This is a genomic window from Flagellimonas sp. (genome assembly GCF_965233845.1).
GTDB lineage: Bacteria > Bacteroidota > Bacteroidia > Flavobacteriales > Flavobacteriaceae > Flagellimonas.
The window spans coordinates 4,385,503-4,405,121 of record NZ_OZ247584.1 but is presented as its reverse complement, the minus strand read 5'-3'; the positions used below and the strand labels follow the sequence as shown (position 1 = coordinate 4,405,121).

Here is a 19,619-nt window from a genome sequence, read left to right as displayed (position 1 = left end):
TGAGTATAAATCAATGCCCAGTACCAAAAAAAATAGGAAATTAGACGGGCAAAAATCACCCTGGAGAATTACGATAAAATCCTGTCCATACTATGTCGGATTACAAAAACTTTGAAGCTGAAATACGTGTTGAGTCCCCTGGAAGAATCAATCTAATTGGCGAACATTTGGATTATAATGGCGGCCAAGTGCTCCCAGCAGCGATCAATCTGAAAGTCAGACTTCATTTTAGAAAAAACAATAGCTCCAAATGCAATTGCTACTCCAAAAATTATGATGATCATTTTGAGTTTGACCTAAACCAAATCAAAATCAGTGAAAAGGAATGGCATAACTACTTCTTGGGTGTAGTCCACTTTATTGATCAAGCGCATCCCAACAAAATTGGTGGGTTTGATTGTATTGTGGAAAGTGAACTACCCATTGGTTCAGGGGTTAGTTCCTCCGCTGCCCTGGAATGTGGTATTGCCAAAGGACTTGACCAATTGTTTTCCATTGGGCTTACGGATGACGAAATCATAACCATGGCCAGGGATGCCGAGCACCATTTTGTAGGTACCAAATGCGGTATCATGGATCAGTTTGCTGTGGTTCGTGGCAAAAGAGGAAATCTAATTCGTTTGGATTGCAACGATCAATCGTATCAATACGTTCCTGCGAATTTTAATTCCTATTCCATTGTGCTGCTAAACACCAATGTGTCGCATAATTTGGCCACGAGCGAGTACAACCTTAGACGGCAAGAATGTGAGTCGGGACTTAAGTCCATACAAGCCAAATATCCAGAGCAGAAAGTATTGGCTCAAGTTCCTGAGGAAATTGTAAATGAGATAGGATCTGGTCTAGCGTCCAAGACTTTTGATAGAATTCGATATGTAGTTCAGGAAAATGCCAGGACGATAGCTGCTAGTGAAGCTTTGGTAAATGGTGACCTAATGACTTTTGGTCAAAAGCTGTTTGAATCCCATTCCGGCTTGAGCCAACTTTATGAAGTCAGCTGTCCTGAGCTTGATTTTCTAGTGGATCTGGCAAAAGACTTCGAGGGTGTCATTGGATCCCGAATGATGGGAGGTGGCTTTGGAGGTTGTACTATCAACTTGGTTCAGCAGGATCAAGTGGAAGCATTTATTGCAGCAGCGTCCCAAGCCTATTCCAAAAAATTCAATATTCAACTAAGTCCGTTCACCGTTGCCATCGGGGATGGGGTAAAACTTGTAAGCTAAGCATGTCAAAAATGTTGACCGAACAACCGCACAGGAGGTATAATATTCTTACCGGGGAATGGATTTTGGTATCACCACACCGCACCAAACGACCTTGGCAAGGAAAGACCGAAAAATCAGCTGCTGACCAGCGACCACAATACGACCCCAACTGTTACTTATGCCCAACCAACACCAGGGCCAACGGAGAGGTTAATCCAGATTACAAAAGCACTTTTTCCTTTGTAAATGATTTTGGCGCTATTGTAATGGACGGGGAACAAATCGAGTATAACGTGGGCCTTTTCAAAGCCTCCTCCGAACAAGGGATATGCAAGGTGATTTGTTTTTCACCGGATCATAGCCTCACTTTACCTCTTATGTCGGTGGATGGAATTACCGATGTGGTCAAACTTTGGAAAAAAGAGTATGCTGAACTGGGAGCTATGGAAGCTATCAACCATGTTCAGATATTTGAGAACAAGGGAGACATTATGGGATGCAGTAATCCCCATCCCCACGGGCAAATTTGGGCACAATCCTCCATTCCGGAAGAACCACGCAAAAAGTCGGCAACACAGTTAGCGTACTTTCAAGATTATGGAAAAAGCCTTTTGGGCGATTATCTAAAACAAGAGCTGGAAGCCAAGGAACGAATTGTTGCTGAAAACGAGGATTTTGTAGCCCTTGTACCCTTCTGGGCAACATGGCCCTATGAAGCCATGATCATTCCCAGAAAACACTATTCCCATATTGGGCAATTGAGCACTTCCGAGGAACGATCTTTTGCTGCGATCATAAAGGCATTGACCATTAAGTTTGACAATCTTTTCGAGGTATCCTTTCCATATTCAGGTGGGATTCATCAAGCCCCAACCGATGGCAAAGAGCATCCAGAATGGCATTTCCACATGTCCTTTTACCCGCCTTTATTACGATCCGCCACTGTAAAGAAATTTATGGTGGGTTATGAAATGTTTGGAAACCCTCAGCGCGATATTACTGCAGAAATGGCGGCCAAAAGCTTGAGGGAATTATCCGAAGTACATTACAGCCAATCTTAAAAAGACGAAAACATGAACAAAGGAAATTTGAGCCAGACCTTTTTTAGCACACTCCTGATCACGGGGGCTTTATTTATGGGTTGCAAGGAAAAAACTGCCCCGAAAGCCGTTGAAGCTACCCAGCCGCCCATAAAAAAAGAAACGCCAATATCGGTAGTTACGGAAATCCCTGAAGGAATTGAGGTGCCAAAAGGTATGGTATGGATTCCTGGGGGGAATTTCTATCAAGGTGCAGTTGCCAACGACCCCATGGCCATGGGCCACGAAAAGCCGAGCCATCCCGTGGCCGTTGACGGATTTTTTATTGATGTTTCCGAAGTAACGAATGCCCAATACGCCAAATTCACCAAGGAAACAGGCTATATCACTTTAGCGGAACGGACAATTGACTGGGAAGAGATGAAAAAGCAACTTCCAGCGGGAACACCCAAGCCCCATGATTCCATTTTGCAACCAGGCTCTTTGGTCTTTCGAGAAGGGATGGTCACCAATCTGCAAGATTACTCCCAATGGTGGAAATGGACCATAGGTGCCAACTGGAAACAACCCAACGGCCCTGGAAGTTCCATAAAAGGTAAGGATAACGAGCCTGTGGTTCATATTGCCTACGAAGATGCCATTGCCTATTGTGAATGGGCGGGCAGAAGATTGCCCACAGAAGCCGAATGGGAATATGCGGCCAGAGGTGGCAACACCAACGGGATTCATTATTGGGGCGATGAAGTGGAATCCCTTGCCAAAAATGCAAACACTTGGACAGGGGAATTCCCACGAACCAATGACCAAAGTGATGGGTACGTGCGCAGAGCTCCCGTAATGTCTTATCCCCCGAATGGATATGGCCTGCATGATATGGCCGGAAATGTGTGGGAATGGACCAGCGATTGGTACAATAGCAACTATTATAAGGAACAGGCCGCCACTGGAAAAACCCAACATAATCCCCAAGGAGCAAGCAGGGCGTTTAACAGCATCAATCCTTATGCGGTTGAAAAGGTGATAAAAGGAGGATCCTTCCTTTGCAGTGCTTCTTATTGTGCCAGTTATCGGATTTCCTCCCGGATGGCCACAAGCTTGGATTCAGGACTGGAACATCTAGGATTCCGAACGGTTCTGGATGCCCGACCGAAGAAAAAGGATCCTAGTTAAACACCAATTCATCCAAGAAAATAAAACTTTTCCCGCCTGGGACCGGATGCCAGTCTGGATTTTTAAGGGGACTTTTCACCAATAGTTTGACTTTTTTCAGCAGGGTGGGTGGGATTTCAATATCATAAATCAACCGTTCTATATTGATTGAAGGTTGTCCAAGAGGTAGGTCTATAGACTTCAGTTGGGTGTAGCTGCTCCCATCCTTGGAACCCCAAACGGTATAACCGACAGGTCTAAAAATCCAATTTGTGGGAATGGAAAGGCTCCCAACGGCAATATGGGATATGGTGGTTGGTTCTTTAAATTCCACAGTCGCGGTCATATGCTTTGCTTCAAACCCCAACCACTTTCCATCCACAAAATTTGAAGTCCCGCGCGAAAAGTCCACCAAGGTGTTACCTCCTTTGGAAACATATTTTGGATGCGGTTCGGATGCCAGATTAATTCGATTCACTTTCACCCCGGATTTTAAAAAATCCATTGAGCTTTCCAAGCTAGGTTCCCAGCCATCTAAAGTGGCAAATGTTCGCAACTTTCCTGTTTCATTAATGTAAAAAGGCTTCACATATTCTTTGGGCAAGGTATCGTTTTGAGCCGTTTCCAAAACATAGAAAATTTTGGCACCTTCAAAAAATTGCTCCAAAGAAACTTGGATCGAATCCTTAAAAACCTCATGTTCTGCAATAATTGTAGGTGGCCCCAAGGTACTAGCGGCAAATACGCTATCCGCAATCTGCCCTTGTATTTCTACCTGCCTTTGCTTCTCTTGAAAAGCCAACAGACCTTCCGGGGTCATTGGGGTTTGCCAAACAAACAACTTCTTTAGATTGGATAATTTGGACAGCTGATCCAGTCCTGTATCATCCACAACAGTTCCAAAAAGATTCAGGGATTCCAACAGTTTAAACCGTTTAATTTCCTTGAGGCCTTCGTTGGTTATCTGTGTGTTCTGCAGTTGCAACTTGATCAAGTTTTTAAAGGGCTTCAACAGCTTGATCATTTCATTATCCATGTTGGTATATCCCAAATTTAACTGCACCACGTTTTCCTTGTAACGCTCCAACAACTCAAAATCGGCTTCAGATAGATTTTTACGCTGTAAAAAGTTAACCAAAAGCAAGGGCTTTTCCTCTGAAATCAATTGGGCAGAAATATTGTTCTGCGCCAAAAGGTCCATAAAATCTTGGGGGACTTCATCCACTTTTTCTGCCAATAACGCCTCGGCAGAAGTGTCCTTTTCCAAGGCCTCCAAGGCAGTTGTCAGCTTTCCTTCATGATGCAAATCCTCCACCAAACAATCAAAGCAGTGCTTGTTTTCCATCCACCATTCCATAAGCATAACCTCCTCTGTTGTAAGTTGCACTTTCCCTTTGGGCGGCATATGCTCTTCATCTTCCATAGGTAAATGAAGGCGATGCATCAGCAGGCTCATTCCCTCTTGTTCCAAGGAATCCAACAAGGCACCAGAATCTCCACCAGCAATTAAGCTGCTTTCCGAAGTCAGTAACAACCCTCCCTTGGTTTTGCCACTGTTATGGCAACTCACACATTTTCGGTGCAATATGGGTTGAACGATATCAGCATATACAGCAGCCTTTTCCACATTTTCAATGACTGGGTCTTCGTACTTTTCTGCAAACAAAAAATCCTCGCCATGGGTAAGGCTTCCCCCATAATGGCCTGTTGCCGTAAGCAAAATCAACACCACCACAAATACGGGCATATAGGACTTTTGAGCTTGTTTATTGCTGGATTTCTTCAGAAAGAACAGGACTGCTGCTCCCACGGAAAATGCTATGGCTATCCATCTATGCAAATCCAATAATTGCTCATCATAACCTCCATTCCCGCCTAAAAACCATCCTGTGACCACCGATATTAAAGCGCTGATGGCGCCAATTGCCAAGGCAAATAAAATAGTTCCGTTGTCCTTTGGTTGAGGTTTTTTGCGATAATACAACTCCATAAGAAAAGCCAACAGCAATATTCCTATGGGTAAATGAACAAATAAAGGGTGTAAATTTCCTAGTGGCATTTCGTGAGGTTATTCTATTATAATCTCATCGATAAAAGTCCAGGGAAGGGTGCCTTTGCCAGGGTGCCAATCCGGGATTTTTTGCAATGGATGTATACGTATTGTGAATTCTTGATTGTTATCCAGTGAAACGGGTATTTCTATGTATTGAAGTTGTTTTTCCCCTGAAATCGTGCTGTTTGTCAATTCCTTGGACCCCACCATCTTTCCGTTGGAATATACTTGGACAGCCCGAGGTAAAAAAATCCATGACCCTTGATCCTGAAGCATGCTCAATATGATCTTGCCTGGGCTAAAATTGGCATCCAATTTCATTTTCACCCCAATTTCATTTTCCTGAAAGCCCAACCAATATCCCCCTTGCCTAAAGTTCACACTTCCCTTTTGTCCATCTGTCAATGATGATGCTCCATTGCCTAGGTATGAAGCATTGGGTTGTGTTTCCAGTTCAACTGATGCTTGAGAAATATCATGCTTTAGCTTTCTAACCCGTATGGTTCGTTCCTCACTTGCAGTAAATTGGGGATGGTAGGCCCTTACCCTCACCTCAGCAGAATTTAGCAGCTCAATGGGTTGTGCATACACGGATGCGCTTTCATTTACAGGACTGCCATCTAGGCTATATCGTAATACCGAACCATTTTCTGCCAGTTTCACTTGTACCAAAGCTGAATGTGTAAAGAGCGTGGAATCCACTTGGATACTGGGAGGAGCCAATTGAACCTCATCTGTACTCAAAAAAGTAGTTTTTTCCGATTGACAGGAAGCAATCCCCGTATACAGCAAAGCCAATAAAAGTAAATTAAGGCTATTTGATTTGGTCAGAGACTGCTTTAACGCAACCCATATTTGCTTTGTCATACGCGGAACAATTTAATGGGATAGGTTCCCCAAGAATTCCATTGGGCCACATATATATTTTCATCAGCGTCAATGCACACATCATGGGGATGTCTAAAGATTTTTAGGGTTTGATGCATGTGGTTCAAAGTTCCATTTTCGTAGGTGGGGGTACTTCCACCAGGGGCAGAAATTAATTGGTTGTCTTTATCCAAAATAGAAATAAAGCCAGTGCCCTCGGACCCGTCTCCCGACCAAATGGTGGCCAAATACACATGTTTATTGTGAATGACCGGTCTGCAAATGTAGGCTCCTGGGAGGTCAATGGTATCCAAGTGTTCCCCATCCATGGAGAACCGCTTCAGTTTGTTTTGATGTCGGGCGGTAATCAATAAAGTAGGGTTATCGGAGTCCCTATCATCTATACAAATACCATGGGCATTGTTAAACAGCTGTGGCTCATCTCCCCTTCCCCCAAATATGTTTTTGATATTGCCTTTGGCATCGTAATGGGTAATGTACTGAGATCCATAGCCATCAGCTACATAAATATCACCATTGCCTGCTATAGCCGTTTCTGTGGGGATATATTCTTCCTTTTTCTGATACTTCCCACTTTCTTTAGGAAATGGGAATACCTGGATCACCTTTCCATCCAAGCTTGTTTTGATTACTTCATGCCTGTTGTTGTCGCAGATATACAAAAATTCCGTGCCATTTTCATCGTGTAAGGTAAGTCCGTGGCCCCCTGGATATTCAGTTCCCCAGGAATCCAAAAGCTTTCCTGACCGATCATAGATGAGAATATTGTTCTTGGTATGGTTGGTCAATAAAATAATGCGGCCTTTGGCATCCTGGACCATTTCATGGCAATCCTTAACCGGGAACTTATCGCTATTGAGCTTCCCCCAATTAAGGTCCACTTTATATTGATGAGAGCCATGACCAATAACGGCATCCTTCCAAAAGTCATCCGTGAAGGAAAGGGAACCCATGGAAGCCAATCCCAATCCGGCCAAGCCGCTCTTGCCTATAAACTGTCTTCGTTTCATCATGCCAAAATATCTTTGACCACATGCCCTTCAACATCGGTTAACCTAAATCTTCTTCCTTGGTACTTATACGTCAACCGTTCGTGATCTATTCCCAAAAGATGCAGCAGTGTTGCCTGGAAATCATGGACGTGTACCGGGTTTTCGGTGATGTTATATCCAAAGTCATCTGTTTCCCCGTAGACAATCCCCGGTTTAATGCCGCCTCCGGCCATCCACATGGAAAAACATCTTGGGTGATGGTCCCGGCCGTAATTGGTATCCGTCAACAAACCTTGCGAATAGTTGGTTCTTCCAAATTCCCCACCCCAAATCACCAAGGTATCCTCCAACATTCCGCGTTGTTTAAGGTCTGCCACAAGAGCTGCCGAGGCTTGGTCCACATCTTTAGCCTGTTTGGCTATGGCATCTGGCAAATTCTCATGCTGATCCCAACCCATGTGGTACAATTGGATGAAGCGCACATCCTGCTCAGCCAACCTTCGTGCCAGTAAACAATTGGCTGCGTAGGTACCCGGTATTTTGGCATCCGCACCGTACATTTTGTAGATGTAATCCGGTTCTTTTTCCGTATTCATCACCTCAGGTACAGAGGTCTGCATGCGATAAGCCATTTCGTATTGAGCAATCCTACTTTGGATCTCATTATCGCCAAATTCCTGATATTGCTTTTCGTTCAATTCGGCCAAATTATCCAATATGGCCCGTTTGGTCTCTTTGGAAATCCCTTTGGGATCGTTTAGGTAGAGCACGGGATCTTTGGCGGCTCTAAATTGAACTCCCTGGTGCAAGGAGTGCAAAAAGCCATTGCCCCATAAGCGGGTGTACAACGGCTGACCATTGGGCCTGCCGCTTCCTCTTGAAAGCAGCACGGTAAAGGCCGGTAAATTTTTGTTTTCACTTCCCAAACCGTAGCTTAACCATGAACCTATACTGGGTCTTCCAGGCTGTTGGGACCCCGTTTGGAAAAATGTCACCGCAGGATCATGGTTGATGGCTTCCGTGTACATGGATTTTACAATGCATATGTCATCCACCATCTTGGCGGTATAGGGCAACAGATCACTTATCCAGATTCCATTTTTCCCATGCTGTTGAAATCCAAACTGGGAACCTACCAAGGGAAAACTGTCCTGCCCAGAAGTCATTCCTGTCAGGCGTTGCCCGTTGCGAATGGATTCCGGTAAATCTTCTCCCCTACGCTGATTAAGTACAGGTTTGTAATCAAAAAGCTCCAACTGCGATGGCCCTCCACTTTGGAACAAATAGATAACCCGTTTAATTTTTGCGGAATGATGTGGGGAATGGAGAATTCCCTTTATGCCCATTGGGTTATCCGCTTTGGCCAGCAATTCGCCATCTTTTCTGTAAAAATTACAACCCAAAAGCGAACCTAGCGCCACACCTCCAATACCTAGGGCCGATTTCCCTAGAAATGCCCTTCTATTAAGGTTTAGAGCACTATCCGCCAATATTTTCTTTTCGCTCATAATTAGCCTCTTGTTATCGTTTCATCCAAATTCAATATGGTCTGGGTGGTCAGCGCCAAGGCTGTAAGGGTCTCTGGGGAAATATCATCGCTAGGTTTGAATTCTCCAATGGACAGATATTCCTCTGGTATAATTTCTCCCGAATTGATTTTTTCCAAGGTATTGGAATAGAACTTTTGAAGCACTTCCATTTCCTCTTGCGCAGGAGTCCTTGATGTGGCGTTTTGGAAAATATAGTTGATTTGATCTTCAAGCTCGCCAACATGCATGGCCTTGGATGCCATGGCCCTGGCGGCTTCTATCAACTGGGGATCGTTCAACAAAACCAATGCCTGCAAAGGGGTGTTGGTTTCCTGTCTTTTTACGCTGCACAAATCCCTAGATGCTGCATCAAAGGTCATCATACTGGGTGGTGGCACGGTGCGCTTCCAAAAAGTATAGAGGCTTTTTCGATAAAGATCTTTGCCTTCACTCTGTACATACCTCGCTGTACTTCCCCCACCACCTCCGGTGGTTTCTTCCCAAATTCCTTCTGGCTGATAGGGTTTAACACTGGGGCCTCCCACTTCTGCGCTCAGTAATCCGCTTATTTTCAATGCCTGGTCTCGAATCATTTCTGCACCCAATCTAAGTCGAGTTGCCCTTGCCAAATAGGTATTCTCCGGATCTCTTTCTTGCATTTCAGGGGAAATCTCACTGCTTTGCTGAAAGGTGGCCGACATGGCCATGTATTTTATCATTTGTTTGATGTCCCAACCCTCCGTTCTGAATTTGATTGCCAAATAGTCCAACAATTCCGGATGTGAGGGTAAAGCACCCTGATTCCCAAAATCATAGGAACTTTCCACCAAGCCTTTCCCAAACATCCGTTGCCAGATACGGTTGACGGCCACACGGGCGGTCAAGGGATTATCCTCATGGAACAGCCATTGGGCCAATCCCAATCTGTTTTTGGGCAATTCCTCCGGAAAAGGAAAAATAGCTTCGGGGGTAGCAGGAAAAACCTGATCCGTGGGCTGGTCATATGCCCCCCTATTCAACACAAAGGCATCCCTTGGTTCCGGCATATCTTCCATAACCATAACCTTGACTTCGGCATTGGAGCTGGTCATGTTCACGAAATCCAAGACGCCATTGGCCTCGTCAGGGCTTATGGAAATATAGGGTTTTGGAATTACTTGGGCGTTTGCCATAAGTCCGTCCTCATCCACATTGTTAAAGAAACTGAAGAGCTGGAAATGTTCTTCCTGACTTACTGGATCATATTTGTGATCATGGCAACGGGAACACTCAAGGGTGAGTCCCAAAAATGCAGTCCCGAAGGTGTTGGTGCGATCCTCTACATATTCTACCCGATACTCCTCTGGAATGACACCCCCTTCAGCGGTAATCTTATGATTCCTATTGAAACCGGTTGCCAATATGGATTCCTTGGTAGCATTGGGAAGCATGTCACCTGCCAATTGATAGGTAACAAATTCATCATAGGGCATATTCTTACCAAATGCATGAATGACCCAATCCCTCCAGGGCCACATGATTCGTTCAAAATCGTCTTGGTAGCCATGGGTGTCCGCATAGCGGGCCACATCCATCCAGTCGGCTGCCATGTTTTCTGCATAATCCTTGGTCTCAAGTAAAGAATCCACAATTTTCTCGAAAGCATCGGCCGTGTTGTCTTTCAGGAAAGCATTTACTTGTTCTGCATTGGGGGGTAATCCTGTTATGCTAAAAAAGGTTCTTCTGATCAATTGCTCCTTGGCGGCTTTTTTGGAGGGCTGAAAGCCTTGTTCCTCCATTTTTTTCAACACAAATTGGTCAATTTCATTTTGGCTCCACTCATCATTTTCCACTTTGGGTACCTGCTGATTTTTCGGTGCTACGAAAGCCCAATGTTTTTTAAATTCTGCACCTTGGGCTATCCACTTCTTGAGCAATTCCTTTTCATAATTGGACAGCGTAAGGTTGGATTCTGGCGGAGGCATCATCAAATTGGGATCCTCACTGAAAATTCTGTGGACCAGTTCACTCTTTTCCAAATCGCCCGGCACAATGGCATAGCGATCCTTGTTTTCTCCAATGGGAGCAAAGGCGTCTTCCGCTTTGTTTAGGGAAAGTCCCCCTTCAATGGCATTTTTATCAGGCCCATGGCACGCAAAACAGCGATCGGACAAAATGGGCTTGATGTGGAATGAAAAATCTATTGAGTCTGGAATCTGCTTGTTGGAATCTCCAATAGTTACAGATGCATATTCCCCTTTTTTGGATTGACAACCAATTAGAAATATGGTTCCAGCCCATACTGCGGCAACCCACAAAATTCTTCTTTTCGTCTTTGAAGCGTCGGACATGTCCTACTGATTTTAATTCCGTTTGTCCTGAAACTACCCAGATAACCCGACTTCCCTAAAAAATTTCGACCAATAACAGAAGCGAAAAGATCAATGAAGTAAATCTTCAGAAGCAACTGTTAACCAGCTTGGTATAGCCCTAGGTTATGGAGTCGTTGAGGATTCGGCTTTTGGCCTCGTTCAAATAGCTTCGCCCAATGGTGTATCTGATACCATCTACCTCCAAGCTATTTCCTTCAATGGATTCCACTTTGTCAATAGCTATGGTATAGGATCTATGTATTCTAAGAAACTTGTCTGAAGGCAGTTCATCCGTAAAACTCCCTAGTGTCTTGTGTATAATATATTTGGCGGAAGTGGTCTTAATTCGAATGTAGTCCTTCAAGCTTTCCACAACAACAATCTCATCAATGAAGATCTTTTGAAGTTTCTTCTTATCCACCTTTACAAAAATGCTTGGTTTTTCATTGGTGGAATAGCCGGAATTTGCAGCTCCCTGTTTTAAGCTAATGATACGGTTGACCGCTTTTAGAAATCTTGGAAACGGAATGGGTTTAACCAAATAATCTATAACCTCCAATTCAAAACTTTTTAAGGCATATTCCTCATGGGCAGTAGTGATCACGATCATAGGTGCCGCATGCAAGGACTGCAGAAAATTGAGTCCGTCCAGAATGGGCATATTGATATCCAAAAATATGATGTCCACTTCATTTTCCTGCAAGAACAAGTTGGCGTCGATGGCATTTGAAAAGGTCTGCACCAATTCCAATTGACTCACCTGCTCAACATAATTTTTCAGCACATTGATAGCCAACGGTTCATCATCAATAATTATCACTCTCAAAGCCGTCATACTTTTAGTTTTAAATCCACATGAAACATTTTTTCCTTCTCAAAGATAGAAAGCTCATAATCATTTTGATCATAACCCAATTCCAACCTTTTCTTTACATTGGAAAGCCCTATCCCCCCACCTCTAGTGGCCACTTTGCTGTTGGTATCACTTTTTGGGATGGTATTGGATACTTTAAAATACAAAAAATCATCATCGACCTTGACATCAATGGTGATATTCATGTCTCCAATATTTTTGCTTGCCCCGTGCTTAAAGCAATTTTCAATCAAGGGAACGAGTAACATTGGAGCAATTTCCTTGTTTTCCAAATCCCCTGAGATTCCTATATCTATTTCCAGGGTATCATTGAATCGTATCCGCTCCAGATCAATATAATTTTGAATACAGTCAATCTCACTTTTTAAATCCTGTTTGCGTTTTCTGGTAGCATAGAGCAAATACCTCATTAAACCGGAAAGTTTGAGAATAACCTCGGGTGCCTTATCCGATTTCTCCAAGGTGAGGGAATAAATATTATTTAAGGTATTGAAGAAAAAATGAGGAGAAACCTGAGAGCGTAAAAACTTCAACTCGGTCGTCAACTGCCTTTTTTCCAAATCATGCAGTTTGCTATGCTCCCGGAGCCAATCCACAGTCACCTTTATGGCAGTGGCAAATGCAACCACATACAATTCCCCAAACATGGTAATAATGGCATAATTCAGAGTAAGGCTGTCCACATATTCCGGCCCTTCCGGCATTACATTGGTACTTACCAAATAGTAGGTAAGATTGAACTTTACCAAAAGCATGATGAACAAGCAGGTCACAACCAATAAAGCATAGGTGAAGTACTTTCTGGTGTACACAAATTTCGGCATCAAAAAGTAGATGTTGAAATAGGAAAGCGCAATGTGAATGGGAAAACCTATTAAGTTGGTTTTTAAGGATAAAGCAAAGTCATTGTGGATACTTCCCCATCGTAAGGTATTGAGCAAAAAATAGATGCCCCAAAAAATGATATGGTGCTTATAGGTGATTTTGTACTGCTGGGGGGATTCAACCTTCAACAGCTCCTCCAACTTGTCATTTATATACATGAATCTCAGCGTTTTTTTGATTGTCGGTTTTTCTGTTGTTTAGCTTTTGGGGCTTGTTGTTGGTCTAATTTTATTCTACCAGCGAATAAAATTATAAATATTTAGAATTACATTTTTCTAACCTAACACGACCAACGGATTCAGCTAATCCAACCAAACACTATAAGAAAATCAAATATATTTTGGGGAAAAGTATAAAAAAACTCAATATTAATCCAAATGACCAATGAGCAAGGGCGCAATATTTCCGGTTGTAGCTGTGCTTGTTTTAAGCCTGTCCTGTGCGGATACCAATAAGTCTTCGGAATCCGCAGAAACACTTACCGATTTTGTAGACCCCTTTATTGGCACAGGTGGACATGGACATACATTTCCGGGTGCCACGGCTCCCTTTGGGATGGTTCAACCCAGTCCAGATAATGGAACTGCAGGATGGGACTGGTGCTCAGGTTACCATATTTCCGATTCCATAATATCCGGATTTGGACAATTGCACTTGAGTGGCACCGGTATTGGAGATTTGGCCGATTTGCTCCTGATGCCCACCCATAAAAAAGTGGACTTGGCCCTTTTTGGCAAACCAAGGGATAGCCTACCTTATACCTCAACATTTTCGCACCAAAATGAAGTGGCCAAACCCGGTTACTACAAAGTGAAACTGGATGATCCTGGAATTCAGGTTGAACTTACCGCCAATGAATATGTCGCATTTCATAAATACACGTATATGGAAGGAGATGAACCCTCCTTCATTTTGGATTTGGGTTATGCTGTCAACTGGGATGCCCCAGTAAATTGTTCCCTTCGGCAAGAAGATGAAAAGACCTTGGTTGGATATAGACATAGCACAGGCTGGGCAAAAAACCAAAAACTATTTTTTGTGGTTAAATCCTCATTGCCCATCACCTCCTCCGAACTTGTTGCTGACGGCTCCATTTCCGCCGGCATAGCAGAAGCCCAAGGAAAAAAAGTAGGTGGACAGTTTTTCATCAGCCCTGATACTGGAAATGTGGTTGAGCTGCAGATAGCGGTTTCTTCGGTGAGCATAGACAATGCCAAGGCCAATTTAGAGACCCATGGCACCAACCGCACATTTGATGAGGTAAAGAACAATACCCATGGCGAATGGGAGGGATTGCTTTCCAAAATCAAAGTAGAAACCCCGCAAGACTCGCTAAAGACCATTTTCTACTCCGCCTTGTACCATACGCAAATTGCCCCTGTACGCTTCAGCGATACCAATGGGGAATTTAGGTTACAAAACGATAGTATTGCCAAAGCAGCTGGATGGGACGCCTACTCTACCCTATCGCTCTGGGACACTTTTAGGGCGGAAAACCCCTTGTTGAACATCCTGCAACCCGAACGTGTCAGCGATATAGTTCAGTCCATGTTGGCGTATTATGATGAACAGGGAAGACTTCCGGTATGGACTCTTTACGGTAACGAAACCAACACCATGACAGGGAACCATGGGGTTTCCATGATAGCCGAAGCTTTTCTAAAAGGTGTTCGCGGGTATGATCCTGAAAAAGCTTATCTGGCAGTAAAAAATACCATGATGGGAGATATCAGGGGGCTTACTCCTTATAAGGAATTTGGCTACATCCCTTATACGTCTTTGGATGAATCGGTTACCATTAGCTTGGAATTTGCCTATAACGATTGGTGTGTGGCCCAAATGGCCAAGGCATTGGGTAAGGATGAAGATTACACCTATTTCATAAATCGCTCCAAGGCCTATAAGCATCTTTTTGATACCAATACAGGGTTCATGCGCGGGAAATCTGAGGATGGGAAAAGTTGGAACGAACCTTTTGACCCCAAGCACTCCAACCATAGGGAGCACACGGACTATACCGAAGGTAATGCCTGGCAGCACAGCTGGTTTGTATTACATGATATCCCTGGTTTTATTGAACTTCATGGCGGGCCAGAGCCCTTTACCACCAAGTTGGAACAACTTTTTACGGAAAGCTCCGAAATTTCCGGTGACAATGTTTCTGTAGACATCTCCGGTTTGATCGGACAATATGCCCATGGAAATGAACCCAGTCATCATATTGCCTACCTGTTCAATAAGGCCAAAAAGCCATGGAAAACCCAAGAATGGGTTAGGGAAATTTTAGATACCCAGTACAGCACACAACCTGATGGCCTCAGCGGAAATGAGGATTGTGGGCAAATGTCTGCATGGTATGTTTTCAGTGCTATGGGATTTTATCCCATGAACCCTTCTTCTGGACAGTATGAATTGGGTAGTCCCTTTTTTGAAAAAGTGACCCTTTCTGTAGCGCAAGACAAAGAATTTATCATAACAGCCAAGCATACCTCCCCCACCAATAAGTATATCCAAACAGCAACGCTTAACGGAGAATTGCTCCAGCGAAGCTACATCACCCATGAAGAACTTATAGCGGGAGGAACCCTGGAAATTGAAATGGGATCCGAACCCAACAAAAGTTGGGGAGTATAACCAAGGACCAGAAAACTATATGGAATTAATCGACCTATCAATAATAATCATCTACGTGGTGTTGACCCTGTTCATTGGAATTTGGGTCTCCAAAAAAGCTTCCCAAGGGCTTGACTCCTATTTTTTAGGAGGAAACAACATCAAATGGTATTATCTGGGACTTAGTAATGGTTCCGGTATGTTTGACGTGTCCGGAACAGCTTGGATGGTTGGAATTTTGTTCCTCTATGGAGCCAAAAGCTTTATGTTCATGTGGCTTTGGCCCGTTTGGAACCAGATTTTTGTCATGATGTTTTTGGCCGTCTGGATTCGTCGGTCAAATATTATGACCGGCTCTGAATGGATCTTGACCCGTTTTGGGGATGGAAGGGCAGGTAGGGCTTCGCATTTTATCATTGCTGTCTTTGCCATTATTTCCACAGTGGGTTTCATTGCCTATTTCTTTGAGGGTGCCGGTAAGTTCATGACCATCATACTGCCCTGGGACCTTAGTTGGTTCATAGGCGAAACGCTTCTGCTGAGTTCAGAACAGTCCTATGCCCTCATCATTATTGTGCTAACCACCATCTATACCATAAAAGGGGGAATGTTTTCCGTGGTGGCCACGGAAGTGTTACAATATTTAATCATGGTCATAGCCGGACTACTGGTAGCGGGCTACACCTTTGTCACTGTTGCGGATGTTGACATCAATGCCGTATTGTCCCCAGAATGGCGCAGTATCTTTTTCAATAACGAATTAGGACCGCATTGGAGTGATAAATTCCAGGCTTTCAACGACCTGATAGATAGCGAGGGTTATAAAATGTTTGGTGCGTTTATTGGAATGACCTTGTTCAAGGGCTTCTTTGCCAGTGTGGCGGGACCAGTGCCCGGGTTTGATTTCCAACGCATTCTTTCGACACGCACCGTAAAGGAATCAGCCTACATGAGTGGATTCACTGGGTTGGTGCTGTATATTCCACGCTATCTCTTGATTGCAGGCATCGTCGTAATTGCTTTGGTAACCCTTGTTCCCGAAATGAGCTCAAATCCTGGTTTAAATGGCGGGGATTTGGAAGTCATCCTTCCCAAAGTCATCAACAATCACATCCCTGTTGGGGTTAAGGGACTACTGTTAGCGGGGCTTCTCGCGGCCTTTATGTCCACTTTTTCAGCTTTTGTCAACTCCGGGCCCGCCTATATCGTAAACGATATTTATAAAAAATACTTTAAGCCCGAAGCTTCCAACAAACACTATATCAAAGCCAGTCATATTGCTTCCTTTGCTGTTGTGGGACTTGGGGTATGCATGGGCTTCTTTGCAGATTCAATCAACTCCTTGACCCTTTGGATTACCAGTGCCTTATATGGCGGCTATGTTGCTGCCAATTTCCTCAAATGGATTTGGTGGCGCTTTAATGGTTGGGGGTATTTTTGGGGCATGGTTGCCGGCCTTGTGGTGGCTACCCTGCAGTATTTCCTAGATCAGAACAAAGGCAATTTTGCCGAGGACACCTTCTTGTATGAAGTGTCCCATGTGCATGCCATTTATCTGTTCCCGATTATTTTTGGGGTTTCATTGCTGGGCTCATATTTGGGCACTTATCTCTCAAAACCCACAGATACCGAAATCTTGAAGTCCTTTTACAAGAATGTAAAACCTTGGGGTTGGTGGAAACCCATTTATACCCAGCTGAAGAATGAGGATAGCTCCTTTGAAAAGAACAACGATTTCTGGATGGACATGTTCAATTGTGCCATTGGAATCATTTGGCAATCCAGTATGATCCTCCTTCCTATTTATTTGCTGATTCGAGACTACCCCAAAATGCTGCTGGCACTCGTGGTATTTTTAATAACTTCAATAATTCTAAAATTTACTTGGTTGAACAGGGTCCAAAAAATTCCGAATTAAAGCCCCAACAACCACTTGGTTAAACAATTTATGGCATATCAAACATTGGAAAAAGTGAATACAATTCCTTGGCAAGAAAGACCGGAAGGCAATACAGATGTAATTTGGCGATACAGCGATAACCCTATTATTGAACGGAATGCAATTCCTTCCTCAAACAGCATCTTCAACAGTGCAGTGGTTCCATTTGAAGGGGGCTATGCCGGGGTTTTTAGATGTGACAATAAAGCCGTACAAATGAACATCTTTGCCGGTTTTAGCAAGGATGGACTAAACTGGGACATCAATCACAGTCCTGTTTCATTTCAAGCGGGCAACACTTCCATGATAGATTCCGATTACAAATACGACCCTAGGGTTACCTTTATCGAGGATCGGTACTGGATCACTTGGTGCAATGGCTACCATGGTCCAACCATTGGGATTGGATACACGTTTGATTTTAAGGAGTTTTTCCAATGTGAAAACGCGTTTTTGCCCTTCAACCGAAACGGCGTACTGTTCCCAGAAAAAATAGATGGTAAATATGCCATGCTCAGCAGACCCAGCGATAATGGCCATACACCCTTTGGGGATATTTACATCAGTTATAGCCCTGATATGAAGTACTGGGGCGAGCACCGTTGCGTCATGAAGGCCTCACCATTTGGGGACAGTGCCTGGCAGTGCACCAAAATTGGAGCTGGTTCGGTTCCCATTTTAGTGGATGAAGGATGGCTCATGTTCTATCACGGCGTTATCAACACCTGTAATGGTTTCCGATATTCCATGGGTGCGGCCATTCTGGACAAGGACCAACCCGATCAAGTAAAGTATAGGACCCAACCTTATCTTATTTCGCCCCAAACTTCATACGAATGTGTTGGAGACGTCCCCAATGTGGTGTTCCCATGCGCTAGCTTGCACAGTATTGAAGAAGACAAGGTAGCCATCTATTATGGCGCTGCCGACACCGTTACCGCCTTAGCTTTTGGGCGGATATCCGAGATAATAAAATTCACCAAAGAAAATAGTTTGTAAAAACGCCATGAAAGATTTTTCAGGACAATACAAAAAGCTGATCAGTTTCATTCTATTCTTCCCGTATATAGGATGCACACTGCTATCTGCACAAGAAACCCCTAGGAAATATGTTGCCTATAAGGCAGCAGAAACCATAAAAATTGATGGGCAGGCTGACGAAGTTTCATGGAAAAATGCACCTTGGTCCGATTTGTTTATCGACATTGAAGGTGTTAAGAAACCTACCTACGACACCCAAGTCAAGATGCTTTGGGATGAGACCAATATCTACTTCTTTGCCCAAATGAAGGAACCACATGTTTGGGGGGACATTACCGAACATGATGCGGTGATTTTCCACAACAATGATTTTGAGGTGTTTATAGATCCTGAAGGAGACGTGCATGGGTATTATGAACTGGAGTGGAATGTACTGAATACGGTTTGGGACCAATACATCACCGCTCCCTACAGAGCAGGTAACGAAACCATCAATGGATGGGAAGCTCTGGGAATGCAATCTGCCGTTGCCGTACAGGGAACACTGAATGATCCTTCTGACATTGACCAAGGATGGACCTTGGAAATAGCCATTCCCTTTAAGGACCTGCGCACCGGTTATTACCAAGACAATGTTCCAAAAGGAAAATTTTGGAGGGTCGGATTTTCAAGGGTGAATTGGGATCATAATATCACGGATGGGAAATATTCCAGAAAGAAAGATCCAAAAACCGGCAAACATTTCCCAGAATACAATTGGGTATGGTCTCCACAGTATGTTATCAATATGCATGAACCGGAAAGATGGGGCTACGTATATTTTTCCGAAAACGAAGTGGGCAGTACCCCAGAAAAATTTGAAATCCCCAAGGATGATCATGTTAAATGGTACCTGTATGAGTTATATCGCGATTTGATACAACAAAAAGACAAAGTGCAATGGAAGTCGGCAGATGGTGAACTTTTCACGGATTCCAAGGAAATTTTCGGGAAAAAGGTAAGGGTTGTGCTGGAAAAGCATAAAACAGGATTTACCATTTGGACCAAAAGCCCTTTTTCCAAAAATACCTTGGCTGTAGATTCAAACGGTAAGTTCAGGGTCCTCAGTAAATAATACAGT

General features: G+C 43.8%; 14 protein-coding genes. 7 read left to right on the top strand and 7 right to left on the bottom strand.

Annotation, left to right across the window (positions count from 1 at the left end; genetic code table 11):
- Positions 1-92: 92 nt before the first annotated feature.
- The 3 genes from galK to ACO6S0_RS19695 are packed head-to-tail and all read left to right on the top strand — an operon-like array spanning position 93 to position 3,415.
- Positions 93-1,223, top strand: a complete 1,131-nt coding sequence (gene galK / locus ACO6S0_RS19705) for a galactokinase (RefSeq protein WP_422349986.1) — start codon at positions 93-95, stop codon at positions 1,221-1,223.
- 2 nt (positions 1,224-1,225) lie between these two features.
- On the top strand, positions 1,226-2,266 hold the full coding sequence (locus ACO6S0_RS19700) for a UDP-glucose--hexose-1-phosphate uridylyltransferase (RefSeq protein WP_422349985.1): 1,041 nt from the start codon (positions 1,226-1,228) through the stop codon (positions 2,264-2,266).
- A gap of 12 nt (positions 2,267-2,278) precedes the next feature.
- Positions 2,279-3,415: a formylglycine-generating enzyme family protein gene (locus tag ACO6S0_RS19695; RefSeq protein WP_422349984.1), complete on the top strand. Its 1,137-nt coding sequence runs from the start codon at positions 2,279-2,281 to the stop codon at positions 3,413-3,415.
- Here ACO6S0_RS19695 and ACO6S0_RS19690 read toward each other — a convergent pair.
- The 7 genes from ACO6S0_RS19690 to ACO6S0_RS19660 form a co-directional block, all read right to left on the bottom strand.
- A complete protein-coding gene (locus ACO6S0_RS19690; protein WP_422349983.1) occupies positions 3,408-5,453 on the bottom strand; it encodes a DUF2231 domain-containing protein in 2,046 nt (681 codons plus the stop codon). The two genes, ACO6S0_RS19695 and ACO6S0_RS19690, sit on opposite strands and share 8 nt — an antisense overlap.
- 9 nt (positions 5,454-5,462) lie before the next feature.
- On the bottom strand, positions 5,463-6,314 hold the full coding sequence (locus ACO6S0_RS19685; RefSeq protein WP_422349982.1) for a chitobiase/beta-hexosaminidase C-terminal domain-containing protein: 852 nt from the start codon (positions 6,312-6,314) through the stop codon (positions 5,463-5,465).
- Complete coding sequence (locus ACO6S0_RS19680; RefSeq protein WP_422349981.1) at positions 6,311-7,348, bottom strand: 6-bladed beta-propeller; 1,038 nt, start codon at positions 7,346-7,348, stop codon at positions 6,311-6,313. The genes ACO6S0_RS19685 and ACO6S0_RS19680 overlap by 4 nt, the downstream gene beginning before the upstream one ends.
- A complete protein-coding gene (locus ACO6S0_RS19675) occupies positions 7,345-8,835 on the bottom strand; it encodes a DUF1501 domain-containing protein (RefSeq protein ID WP_422349980.1) in 1,491 nt (496 codons plus the stop codon). Before ACO6S0_RS19675 ends, ACO6S0_RS19680 begins: the two co-directional genes overlap by 4 nt.
- Before the next feature lie 2 nt (positions 8,836-8,837).
- On the bottom strand, positions 8,838-11,186 hold the full coding sequence (locus ACO6S0_RS19670) for a PSD1 and planctomycete cytochrome C domain-containing protein (RefSeq protein ID WP_422349979.1): 2,349 nt from the start codon (positions 11,184-11,186) through the stop codon (positions 8,838-8,840).
- 139 nt (positions 11,187-11,325) lie between these two features.
- On the bottom strand, positions 11,326-12,042 hold the full coding sequence (locus ACO6S0_RS19665; RefSeq protein ID WP_422349978.1) for a LytR/AlgR family response regulator transcription factor: 717 nt from the start codon (positions 12,040-12,042) through the stop codon (positions 11,326-11,328).
- Positions 12,039-13,124, bottom strand: coding sequence for a sensor histidine kinase (locus ACO6S0_RS19660; protein WP_422349977.1), 1,086 nt, complete (start codon positions 13,122-13,124; stop codon positions 12,039-12,041). Before ACO6S0_RS19660 ends, ACO6S0_RS19665 begins: the two co-directional genes overlap by 4 nt.
- A 226-nt stretch (positions 13,125-13,350) precedes the next feature.
- Between ACO6S0_RS19660 and ACO6S0_RS19655 the strand changes: the two genes are divergently transcribed.
- Genes ACO6S0_RS19655 through ACO6S0_RS19640 form a run of 4 tightly spaced genes read left to right on the top strand, consistent with a single transcriptional unit; the run spans position 13,351 to position 19,613 of the window.
- The gene (locus ACO6S0_RS19655) at positions 13,351-15,600 is read left to right on the top strand and encodes a GH92 family glycosyl hydrolase (protein WP_422349976.1); all 2,250 of its coding nucleotides are present in this window, start codon (positions 13,351-13,353) and stop codon (positions 15,598-15,600) included.
- A 19-nt stretch (positions 15,601-15,619) separates the two neighbouring features.
- Complete coding sequence (locus tag ACO6S0_RS19650; protein ID WP_422349975.1) at positions 15,620-17,497, top strand: sodium:solute symporter family protein; 1,878 nt, start codon at positions 15,620-15,622, stop codon at positions 17,495-17,497.
- A 30-nt stretch (positions 17,498-17,527) separates the two neighbouring features.
- The gene (locus ACO6S0_RS19645) at positions 17,528-18,517 is read left to right on the top strand and encodes a glycosidase (protein ID WP_422349974.1); all 990 of its coding nucleotides are present in this window, start codon (positions 17,528-17,530) and stop codon (positions 18,515-18,517) included.
- A gap of 7 nt (positions 18,518-18,524) precedes the next feature.
- Complete coding sequence (locus ACO6S0_RS19640; protein WP_422349973.1) at positions 18,525-19,613, top strand: carbohydrate-binding family 9-like protein; 1,089 nt, start codon at positions 18,525-18,527, stop codon at positions 19,611-19,613.
- Positions 19,614-19,619: the final 6 nt, after the last annotated feature.